20 protein-coding genes and 2 riboswitches are annotated in these 23504 nt (G+C 71.9%); of the genes, 8 read left to right on the forward strand and 12 right to left on the reverse strand.

Translation table 11 applies throughout. The features are described 5' to 3' along the window. The first annotated feature begins 537 nt into the window (after positions 1–537). On the forward strand, positions 538–1011 hold the full coding sequence (locus tag ACXJKQ_RS19185) for a DoxX family membrane protein (RefSeq protein WP_457107316.1): 474 nt from the start codon (positions 538–540) through the stop codon (positions 1009–1011). 23 nt (positions 1012–1034) lie between these two features. On the opposite strand, the gene ACXJKQ_RS19190 is transcribed toward ACXJKQ_RS19185, so the two are convergent. Together ACXJKQ_RS19190 and ACXJKQ_RS19195 are read right to left on the reverse strand one after the other, a co-directional pair. After that, positions 1035–1640, reverse strand: a complete 606-nt coding sequence (locus ACXJKQ_RS19190) for a glutathione S-transferase (RefSeq protein WP_457107353.1) — start codon at positions 1638–1640, stop codon at positions 1035–1037. 68 nt (positions 1641–1708) lie between these two features. Continuing rightward, entirely contained in the window at positions 1709–1954 is a 246-nt protein-coding gene (locus ACXJKQ_RS19195) for a hypothetical protein (RefSeq protein ID WP_457107317.1), read from the reverse strand. A gap of 362 nt (positions 1955–2316) precedes the next feature. Then, positions 2317–2419: riboswitch (glycine riboswitch) on the forward strand. Positions 2420–2422: 3 nt separating this feature from the next. Further along, positions 2423–2532, forward strand: a riboswitch (glycine riboswitch). 66 nt (positions 2533–2598) lie between these two features. On the opposite strand from ACXJKQ_RS19195, the gene ACXJKQ_RS19200 reads away from it, so the two are divergent. The 6 genes from ACXJKQ_RS19200 to ACXJKQ_RS19225 all read left to right on the forward strand — a co-directional run bounded on the left by ACXJKQ_RS19200 (position 2599) and on the right by ACXJKQ_RS19225 (position 9955). Continuing rightward, entirely contained in the window at positions 2599–3861 is a 1263-nt protein-coding gene (locus tag ACXJKQ_RS19200; protein WP_457107318.1) for a D-amino acid dehydrogenase, read from the forward strand. Positions 3862–4042: 181 nt separating this feature from the next. Continuing rightward, positions 4043–5182 carry a threonine synthase gene (locus ACXJKQ_RS19205; protein WP_457107319.1) on the forward strand — a complete coding sequence of 380 codons (1140 nt, stop codon included), beginning with the start codon at positions 4043–4045 and terminating at the stop codon, positions 5180–5182. A gap of 36 nt (positions 5183–5218) precedes the next feature. Continuing rightward, complete coding sequence (locus ACXJKQ_RS19210) at positions 5219–6340, forward strand: DSD1 family PLP-dependent enzyme (RefSeq protein WP_457107320.1); 1122 nt, start codon at positions 5219–5221, stop codon at positions 6338–6340. 123 nt (positions 6341–6463) lie between these two features. Continuing rightward, complete coding sequence (locus ACXJKQ_RS19215) at positions 6464–7402, forward strand: ornithine cyclodeaminase family protein (RefSeq protein ID WP_457107321.1); 939 nt, start codon at positions 6464–6466, stop codon at positions 7400–7402. 48 nt (positions 7403–7450) lie between these two features. After that, a complete protein-coding gene (gene cobF / locus ACXJKQ_RS19220) occupies positions 7451–8239 on the forward strand; it encodes a precorrin-6A synthase (deacetylating) (RefSeq protein WP_457107322.1) in 789 nt (262 codons plus the stop codon). A 9-nt stretch (positions 8240–8248) separates the two neighbouring features. Next, positions 8249–9955 (forward strand): DEAD/DEAH box helicase, encoded by a 1707-nt coding sequence (locus ACXJKQ_RS19225; RefSeq protein WP_457107323.1) that lies wholly within the window; start codon positions 8249–8251, stop codon positions 9953–9955. Between the two features lie 1292 nt (positions 9956–11247). Here the strand turns inward: ACXJKQ_RS19225 and ACXJKQ_RS19230 are convergent. The 8 genes from ACXJKQ_RS19230 to ACXJKQ_RS19265 form a co-directional block, all read right to left on the reverse strand. Beyond that, positions 11248–11991, reverse strand: a complete 744-nt coding sequence (locus tag ACXJKQ_RS19230; RefSeq protein ID WP_457107324.1) for a MauE/DoxX family redox-associated membrane protein — start codon at positions 11989–11991, stop codon at positions 11248–11250. 79 nt (positions 11992–12070) lie between these two features. After that, entirely contained in the window at positions 12071–12472 is a 402-nt protein-coding gene (gene copM / locus ACXJKQ_RS19235; RefSeq protein WP_457107325.1) for a CopM family metallochaperone, read from the reverse strand. Between the two features lie 33 nt (positions 12473–12505). Further along, complete coding sequence (locus ACXJKQ_RS19240) at positions 12506–12871, reverse strand: hypothetical protein (RefSeq protein ID WP_457107326.1); 366 nt, start codon at positions 12869–12871, stop codon at positions 12506–12508. A gap of 19 nt (positions 12872–12890) precedes the next feature. Then, complete coding sequence (locus tag ACXJKQ_RS19245) at positions 12891–16040, reverse strand: efflux RND transporter permease subunit (RefSeq protein WP_457107327.1); 3150 nt, start codon at positions 16038–16040, stop codon at positions 12891–12893. Between the two features lie 11 nt (positions 16041–16051). After that, a complete protein-coding gene (locus tag ACXJKQ_RS19250; RefSeq protein ID WP_457107328.1) occupies positions 16052–17791 on the reverse strand; it encodes an efflux RND transporter periplasmic adaptor subunit in 1740 nt (579 codons plus the stop codon). Between the two features lie 86 nt (positions 17792–17877). Further along, entirely contained in the window at positions 17878–18330 is a 453-nt protein-coding gene (locus ACXJKQ_RS19255; RefSeq protein ID WP_457107329.1) for a hypothetical protein, read from the reverse strand. A 92-nt stretch (positions 18331–18422) separates the two neighbouring features. After that, on the reverse strand, positions 18423–18635 hold the full coding sequence (locus tag ACXJKQ_RS19260; protein WP_457107330.1) for a heavy-metal-associated domain-containing protein: 213 nt from the start codon (positions 18633–18635) through the stop codon (positions 18423–18425). Between the two features lie 135 nt (positions 18636–18770). Beyond that, a complete protein-coding gene (locus ACXJKQ_RS19265; protein ID WP_457107331.1) occupies positions 18771–20186 on the reverse strand; it encodes a multicopper oxidase family protein in 1416 nt (471 codons plus the stop codon). Positions 20187–20421: 235 nt separating this feature from the next. On the opposite strand from ACXJKQ_RS19265, the gene chrA reads away from it, so the two are divergent. Next, a complete protein-coding gene (gene chrA / locus ACXJKQ_RS19270; protein ID WP_457107332.1) occupies positions 20422–21666 on the forward strand; it encodes a chromate efflux transporter in 1245 nt (414 codons plus the stop codon). Positions 21667–21918: 252 nt separating this feature from the next. Here chrA and ACXJKQ_RS19275 read toward each other — a convergent pair whose 3' ends face one another. Together ACXJKQ_RS19275 and ACXJKQ_RS19280 are read right to left on the reverse strand one after the other, a co-directional pair. Beyond that, the gene (locus ACXJKQ_RS19275) at positions 21919–22254 is read right to left on the reverse strand and encodes a PadR family transcriptional regulator (protein ID WP_457107333.1); all 336 of its coding nucleotides are present in this window, start codon (positions 22252–22254) and stop codon (positions 21919–21921) included. A 128-nt stretch (positions 22255–22382) separates the two neighbouring features. After that, positions 22383–23501, reverse strand: a complete 1119-nt coding sequence (locus ACXJKQ_RS19280; RefSeq protein WP_457107334.1) for a nickel/cobalt efflux transporter — start codon at positions 23499–23501, stop codon at positions 22383–22385. Positions 23502–23504: the final 3 nt, after the last annotated feature.

Consider the following 23504-nt stretch of genomic DNA (forward strand, 5'->3'; position numbering starts at 1 on the left):
AGGAGGAAATACTGGCCGGCCTTTCCGGCCAAGGTCGAAGGCTTCAGCCGTGATGGTGTGATGATCGCGATGTTCATGCTCAGTTCGCTCAGTTAAATCCGATTTCGAGGCCGTAACGTGCCGTCGGATCGGGAGAGTCGGAGATGGAACGCGATGACTCTCGCTGGAACGTTTGAGATTACAGAGTTCGCGAGGGTGCCTTCTGTCAAGTCGTGATTCGAAGTTCGAATTTCTGAGTGAAGGCACAAGAAGTCTTAATAATGTTTAAATCTCTGATATTAGAATACAAACGATCGAGATGCACTTGTGAGAATGAGGAAATAAAATACGACGTACTATATTCCGTCAATCCATCCTCTGTTGCCTGCATGCAACCTACGTCCGAAGAAATAGGGCGCGCTGTCTGGGTCCGGTCCGGGTATCGTGCGCCGTGTGCCGGGAATCGGTGGCCGAGGGGCTGTCGCGGACGAAACCTTTGCGCCGCTCGCGGCTTGGATCAGCGGCTCGAACCGGGCCGGATCGGGGTCGATTCTGCGCATGGCCAGCCTCAGCGTCGCGATCGCGTTCGGCGTCCGCCTGCTCCTCGTGCTGCTGTTCCTGCCGTTCAGCGCCCTCGACAAGATCCTGAACTTCAGGGGCGCGGTCGGGCAGGCGCGGGAGGCCGTGCACGCCACCGCGCCCGCGACGGCGCTGATCCTGGTCGGGCTCTGCGTCGAGATCGGGATGTCGCTCTGCATCCTGACGGGGACCGCCGACCGGGCCGCCGCGTTCGTGCTCGCCGGCTATTGCGGCCTCACGGCCCTGCTGTGGAAGCGGTTCTGGCGGCCGGGGGATTTCTGGGTCGGCGGCAAGGGTCGCGAACTGTTCTGGGACTTCCTGAAGAACATCGCGCTGGCGGGCGGCTTCCTGCTCATCACGTTCGGCACGGGGGCCGGCACGGTCCAGGACTTCCTGGCCGAACCCCTCGGCTCCACGCATCCCTACGCGATCGCCGATCGGGCTCGGCCGTAGCCGAGCCCCGGGGGGGCAGGTTCTCAGGCCTTCGGCACGGTGGCTTCCATCGAGGGGCGGCGCTCGAAATCCGCGTACCATGCCGCGACCGCCGGACGGCCCTCCCGCCACGCGAGGTCGGGGAAGCGCAGATCCAGGTAGCCGAGGGCGCAGGCCATCGCGACCGCGCCGATATCCAGCGCCGGCATGCCGGCGACCAGGGCCTCGAACCGGTCCAGCGCCGACCGGATCTTGCCGATCTGGCCGGCCTCCCAGGCGTCCCAGCGCTGGGGCTCGGGGCGCAGCACGCGCTCGTAGCGGGTGAGCAACGCCGCATCGAGCAGGCCGTCGGCGAGCGCCTGCCGGGTCAGCGCGTCCCAGCGGGCGGCGCCCTGGGGGAACAGGTGCGGGCCGGCCGAGAGGCCGTCGAGATACTCGCAGATCACCCGGCTGTCGTAGAGGGCGGTGCCGTCCTCCAGGACCAGCGCGGGGATCTTGCCCAGCGGGTTGTGGGCGGCGACCTCGGGGGAAGGTCCGGTCGGCGACGCCCCGGCGGCCGTGACGGCGATCCGGTCGATCAGCCCGGTCTCGTGGGCGAGGACCAGAACCTTGCGGGCGTAGGGGGAGGCGGGGGAGTAGAGCAGCTTCATCGGACCGTCCCGGTTGATCGTGGCGCCGGGACCTTGCACCGATGCCACCGGGAATCCAGCCCCGGCGCTCAGACCTTCCGGGTCATTCCGGACCCGGCATGAACCGCCCGAGACCGGCTCAGGCGTTGTGCCCGCATCCGCTCGCGCCAGGTGAGGATGCCGGTCGCGGCCCGATCCAAGAGGAACATGCACAGGCTGCCGATGATGGCCAGCACGCAGACGGCCCCGATCAGGACCCCCCAGATCCCGGGGGCCGGGATGATCATCAGGCACAGGAGGCCGAAAACGGCCGCGCCGGGTATCCACTTCGCCATCGCGCCGCCTGCCTGAACCAGAACTGTGTCGCTCGGACCTTGCCTAGGCTGAGACTCTTAAAAGATCCCGGTCGCACAGTGTCGACCCGAATTTTTCTGTATTCAGGGAGCGAAAATCTGGATTGCTGGGTTTATAGAGTGTAAATCAACCTCTCGGATCGGCGGCGATCGCGCACCGTACTGGCTCAGGTCGCCAGCCCGGTCCGCATCGGGTGCCCGCGGCACGCCTTCGTCGACCGACGGCGGCCCGGATCGCGCCCGGCCGGTGACATCCCGCATCCGCTGTCCGTGGAATCGGACGCCGGCCCGGCCTGCGGGCTTCTCCTCCGGGGCCGAATCGGCGTATCGGAGGATCAGCCCATCGCGACGATGCGGGAGAGACCGGGATCTTCCCAACAGAGGGGACCCGGCGCCGACGGAGCAACCGCCCCGGAAACTCTCAGGCACCGGAACCGTGTCGTCAGGGCGATCTGGAGAGTGGTGCAGCGGGCGTGCCCGTGGGCACCCGCCGAAGGGGACGTCCGTGCTTCGCCTCGCCAGGGCTGGGCCGGATCAAACTCTCAGGCACCGGGACAGATGGGGCGCGCAACCGGCCGACCGCTCGCGGACGGCCTCCACGCGTCCACGTCCCGGAGTCCAATCCCATGACCCACATCGCCGTGATCGGCGCCGGCATCACCGGCGTGACGACCGCCTACGCCCTCGCCCAGCGCGGCTACCGCGTCACCGTCCTCGACCGGCAGCGCTACGCCGCCATGGAGACCTCCTTCGCCAATGGCGGCCAGCTCTCGGCCTGCAACGCAGAGGTCTGGAACAAGCCCTCCACGGTGATGCAGGGCCTGCGCTGGATGATGCGCCGCGACGCGCCGCTTCTGATGAATCCCAAGCCCTCCTGGCACAAGCTGACCTGGATGGCCGAGTTCGTCCGCGAGATCGCCCATTACCGGGAGAACACCGTGGAGACCGTGCGGCTGGCGCTGAAGGCCCGGGAGGCCCTGTTCGCCATGGCCGGGGCCGAGGGGATCGACTTCGACCTGAAGACCCGCGGCATCCTGCATTTCTACCGGGACCGGGCGGGCTTCGAGAAGGCGGTCGGCGTCAACGCCCTGCTGCGGGAGGGCGGCCTCGAGCGCTACGCCGTGACCCCGGAGGAGATCCGGGCGATCGAGCCGACGCTCTCCGGGACCTACCACGGCGGCTTCTTCACGCCCTCCGATGCCACCGGCGACATCCACAAGTTCACCCGGGGGCTGGCTTCCGCCTGCGCCCGCAAGGGCGTCCGCTTCGTCCAGGACGCCGACGTCGCGACGATCGCGCCGGGGGAGGGGGGCTACGCCGTCCGCTGGCGTGAAGCGGGCCATCCTGCCGGGGCGCTGCGGATCCTGCGGGCCGACGCGGTGGTGATCTGCGCGGGCTGCGCCAGCCGGCATTTCGCCGCGATGCTCGGGGACCGGGTGAACGTCTACCCGGTGAAGGGCTACTCGATCACCGTGAACCTGCTGACCCCGGAGGCGCAGCGGGCGGCCCCCGAGGTGAGCATCCTCGACGAGGCGGCCAAGATCGTCACCAGCCGGCTCGGCGACGCGCGCCTGCGGGTCGCCGGCACCGCCGAGTTCAACGGCTTCAACCGCGACATCCGCCACGACCGGATCCAGCCGCTGGTCGACTGGACCCGGGAGYAGTTCCCGCGCGTCGACACCGACCGGGTGGTGGCCTGGAGCGGCCTGCGCCCGATGCTGCCGAACATGCTGCCCAAGGTCGGCCGCGGCCGCCGGCCCGGCGTCTTCTACAACACCGGCCACGGCCATCTCGGCTGGACCCTGGCGGGCGCCACCGCCGAGATCGTCGCTGGGGCGATCGCCGCCGAGCACGCCCCGGAGCCGGCGGTCCTGCCGCTCGCGGCCTGAGGATCCCGGGTTCCGAAGGGCGCCGGGCCTTCGGCGGGTCGTCAGGGCTTAGCCCTGACGAGGGGGGCCTCGGCCGCCCCAGTCCGGATCGCGGCGCGCCGTCCCTGCCCCGAGAAGGGAGGCGCGCCGCTCAAGATTATTTTGTATTATCTTCCCGAGCCGCCCCGGAAACCGAGCCGCGATGTCCCTGTCCCCGGCCTATCTCGACCCCGCCACCGGCGCGACCTACCCGATCGAGACGCCGCGCTGGCGTTCCGAGACGGGCGGTCCGCTGATGATCACCGACCTGCCGGGGATCGGCCGGGCCGAGATCGACACCGGCACCCGCTCCCTCTGGCGCTACGCCGCCGCGCTGCCGGTGGTGGTGGCCGATCCGGTCTCGCTCGGGGAGGGCTGCACCCCGCTGGTGCGCCGGCCCTGGCGGGGCGGCCACGCCCATTTCAAGCTCGAATGGTTCGCGCCCTCGGGCAGCTTCAAGGACCGGGGTGCCTCCGTGATGCTGTCGATCCTGCGTCAGCAGGGGATCGACGCGGTGCTGGAGGATTCCTCCGGGAACGGCGGCGCCGCGGTGGCGACCTACGCGGCCGCCGCCGGGATGCGGGCCAAGATCCTGGTCCCGGCCTCGACCTCGCCGGCCAAGACCGTGCAGATGCGCGCCGCCGGCGCCGCGGTCGAGCTGGTGCCCGGCACCCGCCAGGACACCGCGGACGCCGCGGTCGGCCAAGCGGAGTCGATCTTCTACGCCAGCCACAACTGGCAGGCCCATTTCCTCCAGGGCACCAAGACCCTCGCCTACGAGCTGTGGGAGGATCTGGGTTTTGCCGCGCCCGACGCCGTCATCATCCCGTGTGGCGCCGGCAGCAACATCCTCGGCTGCGACATCGGCTTCTCGGAGCTGCTGCGCCGGGGCGCGATCGCCCGCCTGCCGCGGCTCTACGCGGTCCAGCCGGCCCATTGCGCGCCCCTGCATGCCGGGTTCGAGGCCGGCGCCTCCGATTTCGTGCCGGTCACCCCGCGCCCGACGCTGGCGGAGGGCGCCTCGATCGCCCAGCCGGTGCGCGGCCGGGAGGTGCTGGCGGCGCTCCGCCGCTCCGGCGGCGGCACCGTGGCGGTCTCCGAGGAAGCCATCGAGGCGGCCCTGATGGAGCTCGCCCGCTCGGGCCTCTACGTCGAGCCCACCTGCGCCATGGCGACGGCGGCGCTCACCGATCTCACCGCGCGCGGAGCGATCCGGCCCGACGAGACCACCGTGGTGGTGCTCACCGGCACCGGCATCAAGGCGACGCCGCGCATCGCCGAACTGCTGGGCCTCGCCCCGTGACCCACGCCCGCTGACACGCGATCAGGAGGACACACCATGCGCAACAACATCCCCGCCAGCGTCGGGATGCCGGTCGAGGAGGTGGATACCCCCTGCCTGATGGTCGACCTCGACGCCCTCGAGCGCAACATCGACAGGCTCGGCCGCTTCATGACGGAGCACGGCCTGCGCCACCGGGCGCATGCCAAGACCCACAAGTCGTCCGACATCGCCGTGATGCAGATCGAGCGGGGCGGGGCCTGCGGCGTCTGCTGCCAGAAGGTGAGCGAGGCCGAGGCGCTGGTGAGCGCCGGCATCCGCGACGTGCTGGTCTCCAACCAGGTTGTGGCGCCGAAGAAGATCGAGCGCCTCGCGGCGCTCGCCACCCGGGCGCGGGTACTGGTCTGCGTCGACGACCTCGGCAATGTCGACGACCTCTCGGCGGCGGCGGTCAAGTTCGGCGTCACCCTCGAGTGCCTCGTGGAGATCGACGTCGGCGCCGGCCGCTGCGGCGTCGCGCCGGGCGAGCCAGCAGTCGCGATCGCGAAGAAGATCGCGGCGGCGCCGGGCCTCAGCTTCGCGGGCCTGCAGGCCTATCAGGGCAAGGCGCAGCACGTGCGCGACTACGGCGAGCGCAAGGCCCTGATCCAGACGGCGATCGACGAGACGCGGCGCACCGTCGACCTCCTGAAGGCCGAGGGGCTCACCTGCGACATCGTCGCGGGCGCCGGGACCGGCAGCTTCGCCCTGGAGGGCGGCAGCGGCGTCTACAACGAGCTGCAATGCGGCTCCTACGTCTTCATGGACGCCGACTACCAGCGGGTGAAGGACGCGGACGGGCGGCCGATCGCGGAGTTCGAGAACAGCCTGTTCATCTACACGGCGATCATGAGCAAGGCGAAGGCGGACGTCGCGATCTGCGACGCCGGCCTGAAGGCGCAGAGCATCGACAGCGGCCTGCCGGTGGTCTTCGGCCGGGAGGACGTCGCGTACATCAAGTGCTCGGACGAGCACGGGGTGATCAGCGATCCCGGCAACGTGCTGAGGCTCAACGAGCGCCTGAAGCTGATCCCCGGCCATTGCGACCCGACGGTCAACGTCTACGATTGGTACGTGGGCGTGCGGAACGGCCGCGTCGAAGCGATCTGGCCGGTCACCGCCCGCGGCATGACCCTGTAGGGGTTTCCGAAGGGCTCTGGCCCTTCGCCGGGGTGTCGGGGCGGCGCCCCTACATCGGGCTCTGCCCGACACCCGCAAAGGGTCTCGACCTTTTGAAACCATGACTTTGGAGATCGTCACGTCATGCGCTTCATCGCGGAAGAGGAATCCGCCGCCCTGGTCGATCACGCCATGGCGTTCGCGGCGGCCCGGGAGGCGCTGATCGCCGCGGTGGCGCCGGGGACCACCCTGTTCCCGGCGGTGCTCGGCCACGGCTCGGAGCCGACCAACCGGTTCTCGATCAAGTCGGGCGCGACGGCCGACTATGCCGGCCTGAAGGTCGGCTCGTTCTGGCCCGGCAACCCCGACCGGGGCCTGCCCCGGCACAATTCGGTGATCCTGCTGTTCGACCAGGCTGTCGGCCGGGTCGACACGGTGATCGAGGCGGGCCGCGTCAACGCCTACCGGACCGCCGCCGCCGACGCTGTGGCGGCCAGTGTCCTGGCGCGGCCGGATTCGGCGGTGCTGGCGGTGTTCGGGGCCGGCAACCAGGCCGAGTTCGAGTGCGCGGCGCTGGCCCGGATCCTGCCGATCCGGACGGTCCTGGTCGTCGCCCGGGACGCCGCCAAGGTCGCGGGGCTCGGTGAGCGCCTGGCGGGGCAGGGGGCGTCCGGGCTCGACGTGCGGGCGGCCGCGCCCCGGGAGGCCTGCGCGGCCGCCGACGTGATCGTCACGGCGACGCCCGCCCGCGCGCCGCTGTTCGAGGCCGCCTGGGTCCGCCCCGGCACGCATGTTGCCGCCATGGGGGCGGATGCGAAGGGCAAGCAGGAGCTGCCCCCCGCCCTGCTGGAGCGGGCGGCCCTGTTCTGCGACCTGCCGGAGCAGTCGCGCGCCATCGGCGAGTTCCAGCACGCCTCCGCGGGCGCCCTGGCCGGCCTGCGGGCGCTCGGCGACGTGCTCCGGAGCGGGGAGGGGGGCCGGACCGATCCGGAGGCGATCACCGTGTTCGATTCCTCCGGCATCGCCCTGCAGGACCTGACCATCGCCCGGGCGATCCTCGCCAAAGCCGACGCGCGCAGGTAGGGGAGGCCGGCGCCGGCCCTCCCCCGCACCGGCGGAGGACGGCCACGCATGCAGGACAGGCAGATCCGGGTCATCGGCATCGGCACCGGCGATCCCGAGCACCTGACCCTTCAGGCGGTGCGGGCGCTCGCCGACGTCGACGCGGTGTTCGTGCTCGACAAGCGCGCCGAGACCGCCGATCTCGTCGAGATCCGCCGCCGGATCTGCGCGGCCCATATCGCGAAGCCCCATCGGGTCGTCACGGTCGAGGACCCGCCCCGGGAGCGCCGCCCGGCCGATTACGGCGGCACCGTCGCGGCCTGGCACGCGGCCCGGGCCGAGCGCCTGGAGGCGGCCTTCGCGGCGGATCTCCGGCCGGGGGAGGTGGGGGCGATCCTGGCCTGGGGCGACCCCGCCCTCTACGACAGCGTGCTCCGCATCCTCGACCGCATCGCCGCCCGCGGGCGCGTCGCGTTCACCCGCAGGGTGATCCCCGGCCTGACGAGCGTGCAGGTGCTCGCCGCCCGCCACGGCGTGCCGCTGAACGGCATCGGCGGGTCGGTGCTGATCACCACCGGCCGGCGCCTCGCGGCGGGCTGGCCGGTGGACGTGGAGAGCGTCGTGGTGATGCTCGACGGCGAACCGGCCTTCGGCCATCTCGACCCGGACCTGACGATCTACTGGGGCGCCTATCTCGGCGGCCCGGACGAGATCCTGCTCGCCGGCCGGCTGGGCGACGTGGGCGACGGGATCCGCCGGGTCCGTGCGGAGGCCCGCGCCCGCCACGGCTGGATCATGGACATCTACCTGCTGCGCCGTGACCGCGCCGCCACGGACAGGGCCGGCGAACCCGCTTAGACCGCGGCCATGCTGCGCCTGCGGGACTACCAGCGCGCCAGCCTCGACGCGCTCTCGGCCGCTTGGGGGCGGGGAGGGGCGGACGCGTCGGCGCCCGGCCACCTGATCGTGCTGCCTACCGGCGCCGGTAAGGCGCTCGTGATCGCGGCCCTCGCCCGGGAGACCCTGGCGGAAAACCCCCTCGCCCGGGTGGCGATCGTCACCCACAGCCGCGAGCTGGTCGCCCAGAACTTCTCGGAACTGACCCGCGCCTGGCCGGAGGCGCCGGCCGGGATCTTCTCCGCCGGGCTCGGGCGGCGGGAGGCCGACGCGCAGGTGCTGGTCTGCGGCATCCAGTCGGTGGCCGACCGGCTCGACGCGGTGGGCCCGCGCGATCTCGTGATCGTCGACGAGGCCCACCTGATCCCCCGCGCCGCCGACACCCGCTACGGCCGGTTCCTGTCGGGCCTGCGGGCGCGGACCCCCGGGCTGCGCGTGGCGGGCTTCACCGCGACCCCGTACCGGCTCGATTCGGGCCGCCTCGACGAAGGCGAGCACCGGCTGTTCTCCGGCATCGCCTACGAGGCCGACACGTTCACGCTGATCCGGCGGGGCTTCCTGGCGCCCCTCGTCTCCAAGGCGACCCTGACCCAGCTCGACGTCTCGGGGGTCGGCCGGCGCGGGGGCGACTACATCCCGGGGGAACTGGAGGCGGCGGTCAACCGCGACTGGATCACCCGCGCGGCGGTGGCGGAGCTCGCGGAGTACGGATGCGGGCGCCGGGCCTGGCTCGCCTTCTGCGCGGGCCTCGCCCACGCGGAGGCCGTGCGCGACGCCGTGCGGGCGGAAGGCTATGCCTGCGAGACCGTCTCGGGCGAGACGCCGCGCCGGGTGCGCGACCGGATCGTTGCGGCGTTCCGGGCGGGACAGATCCGCTGCCTGACCTCGGTGGGCGTGCTCGGGACCGGCTTCAACGTGCCCGAGGTCGACTTGGTGGCGCTGCTGCGCCCGACCCGCAGCACCGGGCTCTACGTGCAGCAGGTCGGCCGGGCGCTCCGCTGCGCCCCCGGCAAGGCCGACGCCCTGATCCTCGACTATGCCGGGCTGGTGCGGATGCACGGTCCCGTGGACGCCGTGACCGTCCGGAGCGCCACCCAGGGCTTGGGCGGGGCAGGGGCCTCGCGCGCCAAGCCCTGCCCCGGCTGCGGAGCCCTGATCGCGCTGAACGCCTCCACCTGCGAGGCCTGCTGGACCGAGCCGGAGACGGACGCGGACGCGGAGGCTCCGCACGAGGCCGCGGCCGACGACGAGCTGGCGATCCTCTCGGCCGACCCCGGATTGCCGGATTTCGAACCGGCCGGCCCTGCCCCCGCGCCGGAGACCGGCGGGCACGGGGCGGCCTGGCATCCGGTCACGGCCCTGAACCTGGAAGCCGCGCCGGACGGGGTCGACCTCGTGCTCGGCTGGCGGGACGGGGTCGCGCAGGCCCGCTGGCGCGTGCGCCTGCGGCCGGAGCGCAGGGGCTACGAGCGGGAGAAGGCGGTGTCCTGGTGGCGGGGGCTCGGCGGCGGGCGTGACGCGCCGATGACCGCCGCAGGTTTCCTGGAGCACGCCGAGACCCTGACCCGACCCGCGGCCGTCCGCGTCCGACCGGGCCGCATGTCGGAGCAGATCGAGTGTCGCACCCGCGACGGCCGGATCCTGGGCGAGCGCCGGACGCCCGGTCCCGACGCCTGACAGCGTCTCTTCCCACAGCGCGTCCGCAGGCCGTCGGAGGCGCGGGAACGGGGAGGGGGCTCGCACCGCCCTCGCCCGGTCTCCCTGGAGACGCCTTCCGGCACCGAGATCGGCCGCGCCGGCGGGGTTGGCCACAGATCCGGCCAGGATCCCTGCTATCCATCGGGCCGCTTGGCATGCCGGCCCCCTCGCCCGGCCCGTTTCGAGGCTTGAGTTCCATAATATATCTTATGCGAATTCCCGGTGCGGGCTCGGGACCGGACGAGGGCTGTCGTGCCCGGATTGAAAACGGCCCTGGCCACCCCCGCAAAACGGCACCCTGTCCGCCCTCCCCGCTGCAAAGCGCTCGCTGGCGCTCCGCAGGCGGGTGACCGCGGGCCTCACGGCCGCATCCGCCGAAGGAAGGCAGAGCATCCTTCGCACCGTCGGCTGCAGCCTCTGCGTGCCTGGCCAGGGCCGATGCCATGGCCTCGGCTTGCTTCAGGCGCAAGCGGTCGAGCGAACCTGCGTCGTCCCGGTCGGGCCGCTCCGAGACCCGGCCGCGCGTCTCGGAGGACGGCCGGTACGAGAAGCGCCCCAGGGAATCGGCCACCGCATCCGCACGTTCGCCGGGGAGGGCTGCAGGATCGGCCTCGGCTCCGGACCTGTCGGCGTGGTGCGCCGTCTCCAGCGCGACCCGGTGGCCGTGCTGCAGCGACAGGCCGAGCCGGCCTTCCGGAAACGTGGCCGCCCCGCCCTGCCCCATCTCCTTCTCCGTCAGGTGAAGGCGTGGAAGGTGTTCGGCGGGGACGCCACGCCGGCACTTTACAGGCGTCGGCGGGGCGAACGCGGAGGCGTGCCATGATGGACGTCCCGCAGGTCGCGGCGCGCGCCGCCTGGGCCGGCGTCAGGTTCCGCTTCCGGCCGCCGAGGTCCGCGGCGGCCCGCCGCCTTTTCGCAGAACCGGAAACGGACGCCTTTCCAGACGCTTGGGGCGGGTTGGCCCATCCCTGCCCCGCCCTATCCTGGCACCCAGCCGAGGTCTTCCGACACGCGCCCCGGCATAATCTGACACCGGCGGCGGTCGTAAGGCTCGGTCATGCTGCGGGGGGCGGATGAACCGACCGAAGGCCCCTGCCCCGGCTGTCAGCCAACGTTCCAATAAGGCGCAGACCGGCCAGATGACGTTCACCACCGCCATGTGCTGCGGGTGGCGGATCGCCTGCACCGACAGCAGGAGCGAGCCGGCAGCCCCTGGCAGGAGGAACGCGACGGAGAGGGCGTGGAGCCAGCCCGGGTGGCGAAGGCGGCACTCAAGGGTGCATTGCCAGCATCCAGACGGCCATGGCGACCATCATCACGTTCTCGGTGAGCGAGACGAAGCCGAGCGGCACCTTGCTCGACCCGCCAACGCAGGCACACGTGATGTCCCGCTTGTCGACGTAGACCGCCTTGAACACCGAGACCGCCCCGACCGAGCCGATGAACAGGGCCACCGGGATCGAGATCCAGTTCAGGGCGCCAGCCACCATCAGCACGCCGGCGATGCCTTCGAGGAACGGGTAGGCGTAGGCGTAGCGCACCCAGCGCTGGCCGAGCAGGTCGTAGCCCAGGAACATCGAGGAGAAGCTCTCCACGTCCTGCAACTTCAGGAGGGCGAGCACGCACATGCTGAAGGCGATGAACCACGCGGCCGCGCGCACCGTCAGCGGCGTGCCGTAGGCGGCGTAACTCGCCGCCAGGGCCATCAGCGCCGTCATCGAGAACACCGCGATGACGGGCGTGTAGGTCGGCGTGTCCGGGTCGCCGGCGGGCTTGCCGAAATGACGCTGCAGATCGTCGAAGCCACCGACGCGCGCGCCGTCGATGAAGGTCTGCGGCGTCGACTTGACGTGGTGCTCGGCCTTGAAGCGGTCTGTCTCCTCGCGCGTGGTCAGCCAATGGTCATCGACCGCGAAGCCCTTGCGTTCGAGGAGGTCCTTGGCCTTCAGGCCGTAGGGACAGGTGTGTTCGGGGGTGACCATCCGATAGAGGATGGCCTTCCGGGCGGCTTGCATCTCGGTCTCCTGCGGGAACGGGGGCTGCATCGGGGAAGCGGACCGGGACCTCGCTGGCCGGTGGTCCCGGCGACGGCGGCTACTTCCCGTGCCGCTTGAGCCACGCCTGCATGTCCGCGATCTCCTTCTCCTGGTCGTCGATGATCGTCTGCGCCATCGCCTTGGTGGCCGGATCCTTGGCGTGCTTCAGCGCAACCTTGGCCATGGCGACCGCACCCTTGTGGTGCGGGATCATGTGCGTGCGGAAGTCGACGTCGGCGTCGCCGGTGTAGGGGACGTCCATGTCCTTCATCATCGCCATGTCGGCGGCCTTGAACGCCTTGGTCGAGGCGTCGTCCTTGGGGTCCGGCTTCATCGAGCCCATCGAGTCCGTGTCCTTGCCGGACAGGGAGCCGTGGTCGTGCAGGCCCTGCGCGAGGGCGGCGCCGGCCAGCCCGGTCGACAGCAGGGCGGCGGCGAACAGGGTGCGGAGGCGCGTCATGGATCTTGCTCTCTCGGTGGGGATCAGTTGAACTCAGTTGAACTTGCCGCTGGCGGTCGCGCCGTCCGGACCGGTGAGCTGCACGGCGCCCTTGGGGCCGTCGCCGAGCGCCGCCGCGGCCTTGCCGGTGAGGCGGTTGCCGTCGGCGGGCTCCAGCGGGACCCGGGTCGGCTTGCCGCCGACGACGAGGATGGCGGTCCCCTTGAAGCCGGCCGCGGGGACCGGCCTCTGCCTCTCGTCGGACAGGAACACGTCGACGGTCTCGCCCTTGGCGACGAGCTCGACGTGGAACAGGCCGGCGTCGGTCACCCGGCCGCCGTGCCGGCCGGCGGTCTCGTGGGCGTAGGCGGCGGTCGCGGCGAGCAGGCCGGCGGCCAGGGTCACTCTCGATAGGATCACGCTCTCGTCTCCTCTGGGGTCAGTAGGCCTCGGCCGGGCGCGGGTGCGCGCCGTCCGCGGAGGGGTGGGCCGGCGTCTCGGCGTGGAGGGCGCGCAGCCGCTCCAGCGGCTTGCGGCCGAAGCGCAGGAACAGGACCGGGGTCAGGACGGTGTCGAGCAGCGTCGCGCTGACGAGCCCGCCGAAGATCGTCACCGCCACCGGGTGCAGGATCTCCTTGCCCGGGCTCGCCGCGTCGTAGAGCAGCGGCACCAGGGCGACGCCGGCCGACAGCGCCGTCATCAGCACCGGGGTCAGCCGCTCCAGGCTGCCGCGCACCACGAGGTCGGCGCCGAACGGCACCCCCTCGTGCAGCGACAGGTTCAGATAGTGGCTGATCTTCAGGATGCCGTTGCGCGCCGCGATGCCGGTCAGCGTGATGAAGCCGATCATCGACGCCACCGACAGTGGCTGCCCGACCAGCCACAGCGCCGCCACCGAGCCGATCAGCGCGAGGGGCACGTTGCCCATGATGATGAGGGCGAGCGCCGCCGACCTGTAGCGGCTGAACAGGATGGCGAAGACGAGGGCCAGGGACAGGCCGGACAGCAGCGCGATGGTCCGGCTCGCCTCCTCCTGGGCCTGGAAGGTCCCCTCCAGGCTGGTGAAGAAGCCCGGCGGCAGCGGCTCCTTCGCCACCGCCTCGCGGATGGCTGCCACGACGGTGGCCATGTCGCTCCCGCCGTCCGTGTTGGCCTGCACCACGATGCGCCGCCGGGTGTTCTCGCGCAGGATCTGGTTCGGGCCGTCCGTCTCGCGGATGTCGGCCACCTGGCGCGCCGGCACCCAGCCCGAGGGCGTCTCCAGTAGCAGGTCGCCCAGGCCCGCGGTGGTCCGGCGGTCCTCGGACAGGCGCAGCACCACGTCGAAGCGGCGCACGCCATCGACCACCGTCGAGAGCACGCGCCCGTTCGAGAGGCGGCTGATCTGGTCGACGACTGCGGCCGGCTGGACCCCGTAGAGGGCCGCCCGGGTGTAGTCGACGCGGACCTCAAGCTGCGGGATGCGCACCTGCCGCTCGACCTGCAGGTCGGTGAGTCCCGGGATCGCGGCCATCCGGTCGCGCAGGGCGTTGGCCACCCGCCGCAGGGCGTCGAGGTCCTCCCCGTACACCTTGAGGGCGATCTCGGCGCGTACGCCTGACAGCATGTGGTCGAGCCGGTGCGCGATCGGCTGGCCGACGTTGACCGCCACCGGCAGGGCCGCGAGGCGCCCGCGGATGTCGGCGACCAGCGCCGCCTTCGGGCGCCTCGCGCCCTCGTCGAGGGCCACCTCGATCTCCGAGGAATGGACGCCCTCGGCATGCTCGTCGAACTCGGCCCGGCCGGTGCGGCGGCCGACCGCCTTCACGCCGGGGATCTCCAGCAGCAGCTTCTCCGCGATCAGGCCGACCCGGTTGCTCTCGGCGAGCGAGATGCCCGGGTTGAAGGTCATGTTGACCGTGAAGGAGCCCTCGTTGAACGGCGGCAGGAAGGCCCGGGGCAGGTTCCAGGCGGCGATACCGGCCGCAACCACTGCCGCCGCGACGGTCCCGACCAGCAGGGCCTGGTGCCGGAACGCGATCTGCAGCAGGGCGGCGTTGCCCCGCTTGAGCAGCTTGAGAAGGCGGCTGTCGTGCTCCTCCAGGTTCTTCAGGCCCGGCAGCAGCAGGGACGCCAGCACCGGGGTCAGGGTGATGGAGGTGAGCAGGCTCGCCAGGATGGAAATGATGTACGCCTGCCCGAGTGGGGCGAAGAGCCGACCCTCGATGCCCGAGAGCGCGAAGAGCGGCACGAACACCAGGATGATGATCAGCGTCGCGTAGACGATGCCGGAGCGCACCTCGTTCGAGGCCGAGACCACCACCTCGAAGACCGAGCGCGGGTTGCCCGCTCGCCGGTTCTCGCCGAGCCTCCGATAGATGTTCTCGACGTCGACCACCGCGTCGTCGACGAGTTCGCCGATGGCGATGGCCAGCCCCCCGAGCGTCATGGTGTTGATGGACAGCCCGAACAGGTAGAACGCCACGGCCGTCGTCAGCACCGAGACCGGGATGGCCAGCAGCGAGATCGCCGTGGTGCGCACGTTCAGCAGGAAGGCGAACAGCACCACGGCCACCACCAGCACGGCCTCGACGAGGACGCGCTCGACGTTGCGGATCGAGGTCTCGATGAAGTCGGCCTGGCGGAACAGGACCTGGTCGGCCTTGATGCCGCCGGGCAGGCTCGGGTTCAGCTCCTTCAGCGCTGTCTCGATGCTGCGGGTCAGCCGCACCGTGTCGACGCCGGGCTGCTTCTCGACCGAGACGATGACCGCGGGCTTGGCCCTGTAGCCGGCGTCGCCGCGCTTCGCCTTGGCGGCGAACGACACGTCGGCGATCTGGCGCAGGTAGACCGGCGCGTCCTTGACCGTCGCGACCACGAGGTTGCGCAGGTCGTCGAGGCTCATGGTCCGGCCGATGTTCCGGATCAGGTACTCGCGGGCGTTCTGGTCGGTGAAGCCGCCGCCGGCGTTGGTGCCGAACTGCGCGAGCGCGGTCTCGAGCTGCGCGTTGGTCACGCCGAGCGCGCGCATCGCCGCCGGGTTCGGGCTGACCCGGAACTGGCGCACCTCGCCGCCGATGGGGATGACCTGCGCGACGCCCGGAATGGTCAGCAGCCGCGGGCGGATGGTGAAGTCCGCGATCTCGCGCACCTGCATGGGGGTCGCGGTGTCGCCCGTGACCGCCACCAGCAGGATCTGGCCCATGATCGAGGAGATCGGCCCCATGACCGGGGTCACGCCCCGAGGCAGCTGATCCTGCACCAGCGCCAGTCGCTCGGCGACCTGCTGGCGGTTGCGGTAGATGTCCGTGCCCCAGTCGAACTCGACGTAGGTGATGGACAGCCCCACGCCCGAGACCGAGCGCACCCGGTTCACCCCGGGGAGGCCGTTCATCCGGGTCTCGATGGGGTAGGTCACGAGCTGCTCGACCTCCTGGGGGGCATACCCTTCGGCCTCCGTCATGATGGTGACGGTCGGCTTGTTGAGGTCAGGGAAGACGTCGACCGGCAGCTTGGTGGCGGCGAAGGCGCCGTAGAACACCAGCACCGCGGCGAGCGCGAGCACGAGCAGGCGGTTGCGGACCGACTGGCCGACGAGGAACGTGAACATCGGGGGCCTCCTCAGCGCACCTGGTCGAGGAGCTCGGCGCCCTGGGTCACGATCCGCCTGCCCGGTCCGACCCCCTCGGCGACCAGCACCCGGCCGCCGTCCAGCGGCTCGACGCGGACGGGTCGCGCCTCGAAGCGCTCGGCGGTGGTGTGCTCGTAGACGACGTCCTGCCCGTTGCCGGCGCGCACGACCGCCGCGCGCGGCAGCGCCAGCCCGGCCTGCTCGCGGTCGGTGCCGGCGAGCACGGTGACGAGCTGCCCGACCCGCAGGCCCGAGGCGTCGCCCTGGATCGCGAACTGCACCGGGATGGCCTGGTTGCGGTCGGCGAGGCCCGAACCCTGGTAGGCGAGCTTGAGGGTGCGGCCGTCGGCGAGCCGCGCCGTGGCGTCCTGCGCGGGCGTGAGGGCGTCGAAGCTCAGTGCCTCGACCCAGAGGCGGGCCGGATCGACGATCTGGAAGACCATCTGCCCGGGGCTGGCCATCTGGCCCGCCACCGCCGCGGCCTGGGCCACAACCCCGTCGACCGGCGCGACAAGCGGCTCCGGCTGCTGCCGGATCTTGTCGAGGGCCGCGCGCCGGTCCTGAAGGCCCTTGAGTTCGGCCTGGGCGTCGTCGAGCTGGGTCTGGGCCACGGCCCCCGTCAGGGCGAGGCGCTTGTACCGGTCGACCCGGCGCTCGACGATGGCGATCTGCTGATCGAGGTCCCCTTGGGTCTGGCGCATGTCGGAGACGTCGACGGCCTGGATCGGCGGGGTGACCGTGGCCAGAACCTCGCCCTTGCGCACCCGCGTGCCGAGGCGAGGGAACAGCCCGGAGGGCGGCGGCGACAGGCGGCCGCCGACCGAGGACTGCACGACGCCGCTGGCGTTGGGGTCGGGGATGATGCGGCCGGGCAGCGCGACCGAGCGGTGGAAACGGCCCTGCTCGGTCATGACCGTTCGCAGGACGAGCAGGCGCTGGGTGGGCTTGGGCACGAAGACCGAGCCGTCGGGCAGGCGCTGCGCCAGGTCCGACGAGGCGGGCGCGCCCTGACGCGGCCCGGTCAGAGCGGCCCCCTGCACGGGGGCGCCGTGATCCGCGTCGTCGTGCGCGAAGGCGGCGGTGCCCAGCACGAGGGTGATGCCGAGGGCGGCGAGCGCCACCGCCGGGACGCTACGGCGCCCCCGGGCGAGCCCGGTCACGAGCATGCCGAGCAGGAAGGCGACGGCGACCGCGCCGACCAGGGTCGGGTCCTTCGCGCCGAGGCGCTCGCGGACGCGGCGGGCGATTGTCGAGACGCGCGACGTCACGGACTGTATCGACGCGGGCGTCGCCGGGGCGCCTCCCATCGTCGCCTTCCCGTCCGGAACGGTGACCGAGACCGCGAGGACGTCGACGTCCCCGCCCACCGTGACGGTGGCGGTGAACGCGTGCCGCCCGGGCTTGGACAGCCACGGGGCCGGCAGCGCGTAGCCGCCCTCGGGCGTGGCAGTGGCGGTCCTCGGACCCTCCGGCGTCTCGACCTCGAGCGTCGCACCGGTCACCGGCTCGTTCGTCCGGAAGCGGTCGAGGAACAGGGTCAGGGTACCGTCGCGCGGGACGGCGACGAGTTCGAAGGCGTCGGTGAGGGCCTCGCCGCGCGGGGCGATGGTCTTCGAGACGGGCGGCTGGCCGGCGCCGTGGTCGTGGCCCTCGTGGGCGCGCGCGGGCTCGGCCAGCACGGCGGCCAGCAGCGCCACCGCGCCGAGGGCGGCGGCAGGACGGATCGGCATGGGAACGGTATCCTCGCGGTGGGGATGCCGGGCGCGGCCACGGGCGGGCGCACCTCGGGCCTCGCGCGCCTCAGGCGCGCCTCATCTCACGCGCGGGTTCGTGGGGGCTCTGGCAGGGTCTCGGGGCCGCGGCCGGCGCGGCCGGCGACGTCGCGCGGGATCAGCGTGACGGTCCGGAACAGGGACGGCGAGAGGCCATGGGGTCCGGTGAGGATTGCGGTGGCGCAGCAGGCCATCGTCCCGCAGCAGCGGGTCTTGCAGCCCGGGCGGCAGCAACCGTCCTCGGTCGGCTCGATGCGCGCCGCCTCGGCGGTGGCGCGCGCGACCCTGGACCACGCGGGCGCCTCGGCCCGGAATGCGGGCTTCGCCGGCACAACCACGGTGTCGGCGGCCGCCGTGACGGCCTTCGGCTGCGCCGCCACGGGATGGCCGTGGTGCGCGTGGCCCTCGTGGGCCTGGACGGCGGACGGCGCGACGTAGGCGATGATCGCGAGGATCATCGCCGCCATCAGGCGCAGGATCTGCCGGTCGGGGCTCATGGGGTCAGGATTATACCGGTTCGGGTGTCGGGACCATGTCCGCGCGTGGGACGTGAATGCGGACGGGGAGGTTAGGTTTCCGGCCCGCAGCCTCAGGCCGCCGCGCGCAGGGGCTCCGCCGGGTAGCCGGCCGACGCGATCGCGTGGGCGATCCTCTCGGCCGTTCCGACAGCGCCCGACACGGTCACGCGCTTGGTCTCCAGGTCGACCGTCACCCGGGCGCCGGGCTCGATGGCCTCGACGGCGCGGGTCACGGCCTTGGCGCAGCCGCCGCACTCCATCGTGTCGACCTTGAAGCGGATCATGACGCTCTCCTTCGGATGACGTCCCGACAAGATGGGGCTTCCCACCGTGGGAAGGTCAAGCCCTCCGAACGCGTGGAGTCCCGAGGATCCGGGCTGCCGCGTTCCCCGGCGGCGCCGCGCCCAGGTTCGCCGGCCTCACGCGTAGCGGATCAGCCCTGCGAAGCCCTCGTCCATGTGGTCCTGGTGGTGGCAGTGGAAGAAGGTCGCGCCGGGGTCGTCGGCGACGAAGTCGACCTCCGCCTTCGAGAAGCGCGGCAGGCTGATCGTGTCCTTCATCAGCCCCGACATGGGCTGGTCGCCGACCTTGGTCACCTCGAACGTGTGGCGGTGGATGTGCACCGGGTGCTCGTCGCCGCTATGGTTGTCCATGACCAGGCGGTAGCGCTTGCCCCGTTGCACCGTGAACAGCGGATCGGTGTCGGGCCAGGACTTGCCGTTGATCGTCCATCGGTTGTAGCCGCCGCGGCCCCCGGGGATCTTCTCGAACCGCAGGGCGATGGTCTCGTCCGGCGCGGCCGCCGCCCCGGCCCGGGCGAAGGCGGCATAGCGCCAGTCGTCCCGCTGTGGCCTGATCCAGTGCGGCTCGCCCTGCCGGTTCGCGTATTCGACGACCACGCCCATGCCCATGCCGCGCGCGTCGTCCTTGGTCGAGCCGAGCACCCAGACGCCGGGGTTGTTCATCGCGACGATGACGTCGGCGCGCTCCGCCACGTCGAGCTTGAGCACCTCGACGGCGGCCTGGACCGGCACCGGGTTGCCGTCGAGCGCGATGACCTGGAAGCGGTGGCCCGGCAGGGCGAGGGAGATGCCCATGCTCGCGTTGGCGTTGAGGATGCGGAACAGCACCCGCTCGCCCTCGCGGACCCGGACGGGCTCGCCGTGGCCGAGCATCCGGTCGCCCAGYGTCGCCGAGCGGTACATCGCCTCCAGGCCGTTGTCCGGCGGCGGCCCCTTCCTCATGTCCTGCATGCTGACCCAGTGGCCTTCCCAGGTGTGGGATGCCAGGAGCACCTCGCGGTCGTAGCGGCCGGGGTCGCCCGCCGCCGGCTCCACGATCAGGAAGCCGAACTCGCCCGAGTAGGTGCTCTTCGTCAGGTCCTCCATGGCCATGGCGTGGCTGTGGTACCAGCGCGTACCGGAGGGCTTCGGCGTGAAGGCGTAGACCAGCGACCCGCCCGGCGCGATGATGGGCGAGCCTTCCTCGATCGCGCCGTCCTGCTCGGGCGGGAGGTGCAACCCGTGCCAGTGGACGAGGTTGGGATAGCCGCTGTCGTTGACGACGTTGATGCGGACCGGCTCATTCTCCTTCAGGCGCAGGACCGGCCCCGGGACGGCGCCGTTATAGGCCGTCGTCCGGATGACCTTGCCGGGGGCGATCTCGTGCGAGACCGGCGCGATCCGGATGGTGTGGTCCGCGCCCGCCTCCGCGGCGTGGCCGGAGGACGACGGGAGCGCGAGGCCGAGCGTCGCGGCTCCGCTAGCGCCAAGGACCTGGCCAAGGACTTGGCCAAGGACCTGGCGACGGTCCGGGTGAGGCATGCGGACGGGCATGGTGGCGTCCTTGTCGCGACGGGGGCGGGACGGGCCTGCGAGGGCGCCTTGTCCCGGCCCCTCGTCCTCGATATCGAAACCCGATACCGCAGGAAGGCTCACCGATCCAGGCGGCTGCGACAGCATGACGGACCGGTGCTCGATGGGGCGCCGGGGGAGGCCGTCCTGCGAGGGACGCCGAACCCTGGACGTCCGCGAACCCCCCTCCGCCTGCCGAGACGGACCGAGACGGACCATGGCCGATGCTCCCCCGACCGCTGAGACGCGGCGTGCCGACGAGGCGTCGGCTGGCCCTGCCGGCTCCGTCGGCGAGGTGTTCCTCGCCTTCCTCAAGCTGGGCCTGACCGCGTTCGGCGGCCCCATCGCGCATCTCGGCTACTTCCGCGACGCGCTGGTCACCCGGCGGCGGTGGCTGGACGAGCGCGCCTACGCCGACCTGGTGGCGCTCTGCCAGTTCCTGCCCGGGCCGGCTTCCAGTCAGGTCGGCTTCTCGCTGGGCGTCCTGCGGGGTGGCGGGCTTCTCGGCGGGCTCGCCGCCTGGGCCGGGTTCACCCTCCCGTCGGCCCTGCTGCTGCTCGCCTTCGCGTACGGAGCCGCCGCGCTGTCCGGCCCGGTCGCCGACGGCGCGATCCACGGCCTGAAGCTCGTCGCCGTCGCCGTGGTCGCGCAGGCGGTGTGGGGCATGGCCCGCTCCCTGGCGCCGGACCGGCCGCGCGCCGGCATCGCGGTGGCGGCGCTGTTCCTCACCGTGTTCGTGGCCGGCTCGGTCGGGCAGCTCGCGGCCATCGTCCTCGGGGCCGTCGCCGGCCTCGCCCTCTGCCGCGCGGCGCCGCCGGGTCAAGCCGGGCACCTCGCGTTCCCGGTGTCCCGTCGGGCAGGGGCTGCGGCGCTGATCGCCTTCGCCCTGCTCCTCGTCGTGCCTCACCTCCTCGCCGCCGGCCTGCACGCCCAGTCCCTGGCCCTGTTCGACGCCTTCTATCGCTCCGGCGCCCTGGTGTTCGGCGGCGGCCACGTGGTGCTGCCGCTGCTGCAGGCCGAGGTGGTCGCCCCGGGCTGGGTCGGCCCCGGCACCTTCCTCGCCGGCTACGGCGCCGCCCAGGCCGTGCCCGGCCCGCTGTTCACCTTCGCGGCCTATCTCGGGGCCGTCGCCGGGCCGGCACCCCACGGGGCGGTCGGTTCGGCCATCGCGCTCGTGGCGATCTTTCTCCCGGGGCTGCTGCTGGTCTACGGCATGCTGCCCTACTGGGACGCGTTCCGGACGCGTCCGATGGCCCAGGCGGCCATGCGCGGCACCAATGCGGCGGTGGTCGGCATCCTCGGTTCCGCGCTCTACGAGCCCGTCTGGACCAGTGCCGTCGGCAACCCCCGCGATGTCGCGGTGGCCGTGCTGGCCTTCGTGCTGCTCACGGTCGGTCGGGTCCCGCCGTGGATCGTCGTCGCGCTCACGGCCCTGGGCGGCGTCGCCCTGGCCCTGCTCTGACCGGCCCCGCCGCCAGGATCCAGTCCGCCTTGCCCGATCCGGCCGGGGCTCGAGGCCTGCGATGACGGGGATTGCGGGCCAGGTCGCGGGCCGGGGGCGGCACGCAGTCCCGACTCCGACCGGGAGGCGGCTTCCGAGCGGGCCGATGCCGACCTGTCCGAGGTCGGGCACCGGCGCAGGCCGATCGGCGACCTCGGGGTCGGCGGACCGGGCGAAGGACGAGACCTGTCCCGTCGCGCGCGACGGCGACGGTCAGGGATTCGAGGTGCCCCGCCGGTCGGGTTCCTCGCGCGGCAGCACCTCGTGGAACAGCTCGCGCATCCGCTCGCGCGCCAGGGCGAGGGCCTCGCAGCCCAATACCGTCGCGCGGTAGATCCGCCGCTGGCTGCGGCCGGCCCGTTCCATCCGTGAGGTCAGGTACCCCCGGCGCTCCATGGCGTGCAGCATCGGGTAGAGGGTCCCGGCGCTGAGCGTGTAGCCGTGCCGGCCCAGTTCCGCGATCATCCACTGGCCGTAGAGGTCGCCCTCGGCCGCGTGGTGGAGGATGTGCAGCCGGACGAAGCCAGCCAGGAGATCCTGGTGTTCCATGTGACCAAGGTCGCGGATAACCCGGCGCGAGGAACAGGGCAAAGGTCGTGCGCACCGGGTTCGGCAGGCTCTCGGCCGCGCGCCGGCGGGGCGATGCCGGAGATCCTGCCGTCGCGGAGGACTGTCGGTCAACCGGCCCAGCTCGACGCGCTCTCTGCCTGTGTGGCCGCGGGATGATGGAGGCCTTCCCAGCCGAGCCAGCCCGTGTAGAGGCCGACCAGGACGATCAGGGCGGCCGAGGCGTAGGGCGCCTGGCGGGCGAAACCGCCGAATCCGGACCAGCGCGAGGCGACGTGCCTGACGCTGAGCGCCGCGATGACGCCGGCCGAGACCATCGTGAGCGCCAAGCCGATGCTGAAGCAGACGACGAGCGCGAATCCCAGGCTGAACTGCTTGAGCTGGATGCAGAGGAGCAGGACCGTGATGGCCGCCGGGCACGGGATCAGGCCGCCGGTCAGGCCGAACAGGACGATCTGACCGGTCGTCACCGGCCGGCCCGCGAAGCGGCGGCGGATGTCCTGGGCATGCGCCCTGGCATGGGCGTCGTCCTCGTCGCCCAGGTTCATGTGTCCATGGTCGTGGTCGTGCTCTGCGAAGGCAACCTCATGGGTCTCGGCGCCGGCCGGCCCCTTCAGGTGCAGGCGCGCCGTGAAGGCGTGCGGCTCGGGGACGGTCTCCAGGCTCTCCAGGACGTCGCCCCCGTTCGCGAAGGCGAACGTCTGCCGGCCGCCATCGGGCCGGACCGTCTCGACGGTCATGGTCCCGGGGGCCGGCAGCGCGCCCCCCTCCGCCCGCACCCGCCAGCGCGGCGGCACGCCGTCCTCGAACAGTTCCAGCGTCAGGATTCCGGCTTCGGTCGCGACGCGTCTCGCCTCGTCGTGATGGTGGTGATGGTCGTGGTGCTGCGCGCGCCAGGTGCGCCACGCCATCCAGAGCGCGATGCCGACGATGGCGACCGCGGAGGCGAGCTGGAAGTACGGCTCGCTCGCCGCGCCGCCCCATTCCTGGCCGACGTACTGCCCGCCCAGCGCGATCACCCACACGACCGCCGTGTGCGAGAGCGTGGCCGCGAGCCCCAGCAGCACCGCCTGCGTCACCGTGCCCCGGACCGCGATGATGAAGGCGGCCATCATCGTCTTCGCGTGGCCCGGCTCCAGGCCGTGCAAGGCGCCGAGCAGGATCGCGCTCGGCACGAACAGCCACGCATGCGCGGTCCCCTGCTGCAGCAGGTCAGGCAAGGAGGTCATGGG

This window comes from Methylobacterium sp. P5_C11, from assembly GCF_054049775.1.

Bases quoted from the DNA above. Each gene is read 5' to 3' on its own strand.
- ACXJKQ_RS19185 (WP_457107316.1), top strand. From the start codon at position 538: ATGGCCAGCCTCAGCGTCGCGATCGCGTTCGGCGTCCGCCTGCTCCTC.
- ACXJKQ_RS19190 (WP_457107353.1), bottom strand. From the start codon at position 1,640: ATGAAGCTGCTCTACTCCCCCGCCTCCCCCTACGCCCGCAAGGTTCTG.
- ACXJKQ_RS19195 (WP_457107317.1), bottom strand. From the start codon at position 1,954: ATGGCGAAGTGGATACCCGGCGCGGCCGTTTTCGGCCTCCTGTGCCTG.
- ACXJKQ_RS19205 (WP_457107319.1), top strand. From the start codon at position 4,043: ATGTCCCTGTCCCCGGCCTATCTCGACCCCGCCACCGGCGCGACCTAC.
- ACXJKQ_RS19210 (WP_457107320.1), top strand. From the start codon at position 5,219: ATGCGCAACAACATCCCCGCCAGCGTCGGGATGCCGGTCGAGGAGGTG.
- ACXJKQ_RS19215 (WP_457107321.1), top strand. From the start codon at position 6,464: ATGCGCTTCATCGCGGAAGAGGAATCCGCCGCCCTGGTCGATCACGCC.
- cobF (WP_457107322.1), top strand. From the start codon at position 7,451: ATGCAGGACAGGCAGATCCGGGTCATCGGCATCGGCACCGGCGATCCC.
- ACXJKQ_RS19225 (WP_457107323.1), top strand. From the start codon at position 8,249: ATGCTGCGCCTGCGGGACTACCAGCGCGCCAGCCTCGACGCGCTCTCG.
- ACXJKQ_RS19230 (WP_457107324.1), bottom strand. From the start codon at position 11,991: ATGCAAGCCGCCCGGAAGGCCATCCTCTATCGGATGGTCACCCCCGAA.
- copM (WP_457107325.1), bottom strand. From the start codon at position 12,472: ATGACGCGCCTCCGCACCCTGTTCGCCGCCGCCCTGCTGTCGACCGGG.
- ACXJKQ_RS19245 (WP_457107327.1), bottom strand. From the start codon at position 16,040: ATGTTCACGTTCCTCGTCGGCCAGTCGGTCCGCAACCGCCTGCTCGTG.
- ACXJKQ_RS19250 (WP_457107328.1), bottom strand. From the start codon at position 17,791: ATGCCGATCCGTCCTGCCGCCGCCCTCGGCGCGGTGGCGCTGCTGGCC.
- ACXJKQ_RS19255 (WP_457107329.1), bottom strand. From the start codon at position 18,330: ATGAGCCCCGACCGGCAGATCCTGCGCCTGATGGCGGCGATGATCCTC.
- ACXJKQ_RS19260 (WP_457107330.1), bottom strand. From the start codon at position 18,635: ATGATCCGCTTCAAGGTCGACACGATGGAGTGCGGCGGCTGCGCCAAG.
- chrA (WP_457107332.1), top strand. From the start codon at position 20,422: ATGGCCGATGCTCCCCCGACCGCTGAGACGCGGCGTGCCGACGAGGCG.
- ACXJKQ_RS19275 (WP_457107333.1), bottom strand. From the start codon at position 22,254: ATGGAACACCAGGATCTCCTGGCTGGCTTCGTCCGGCTGCACATCCTC.
- ACXJKQ_RS19280 (WP_457107334.1), bottom strand. From the start codon at position 23,501: ATGACCTCCTTGCCTGACCTGCTGCAGCAGGGGACCGCGCATGCGTGG.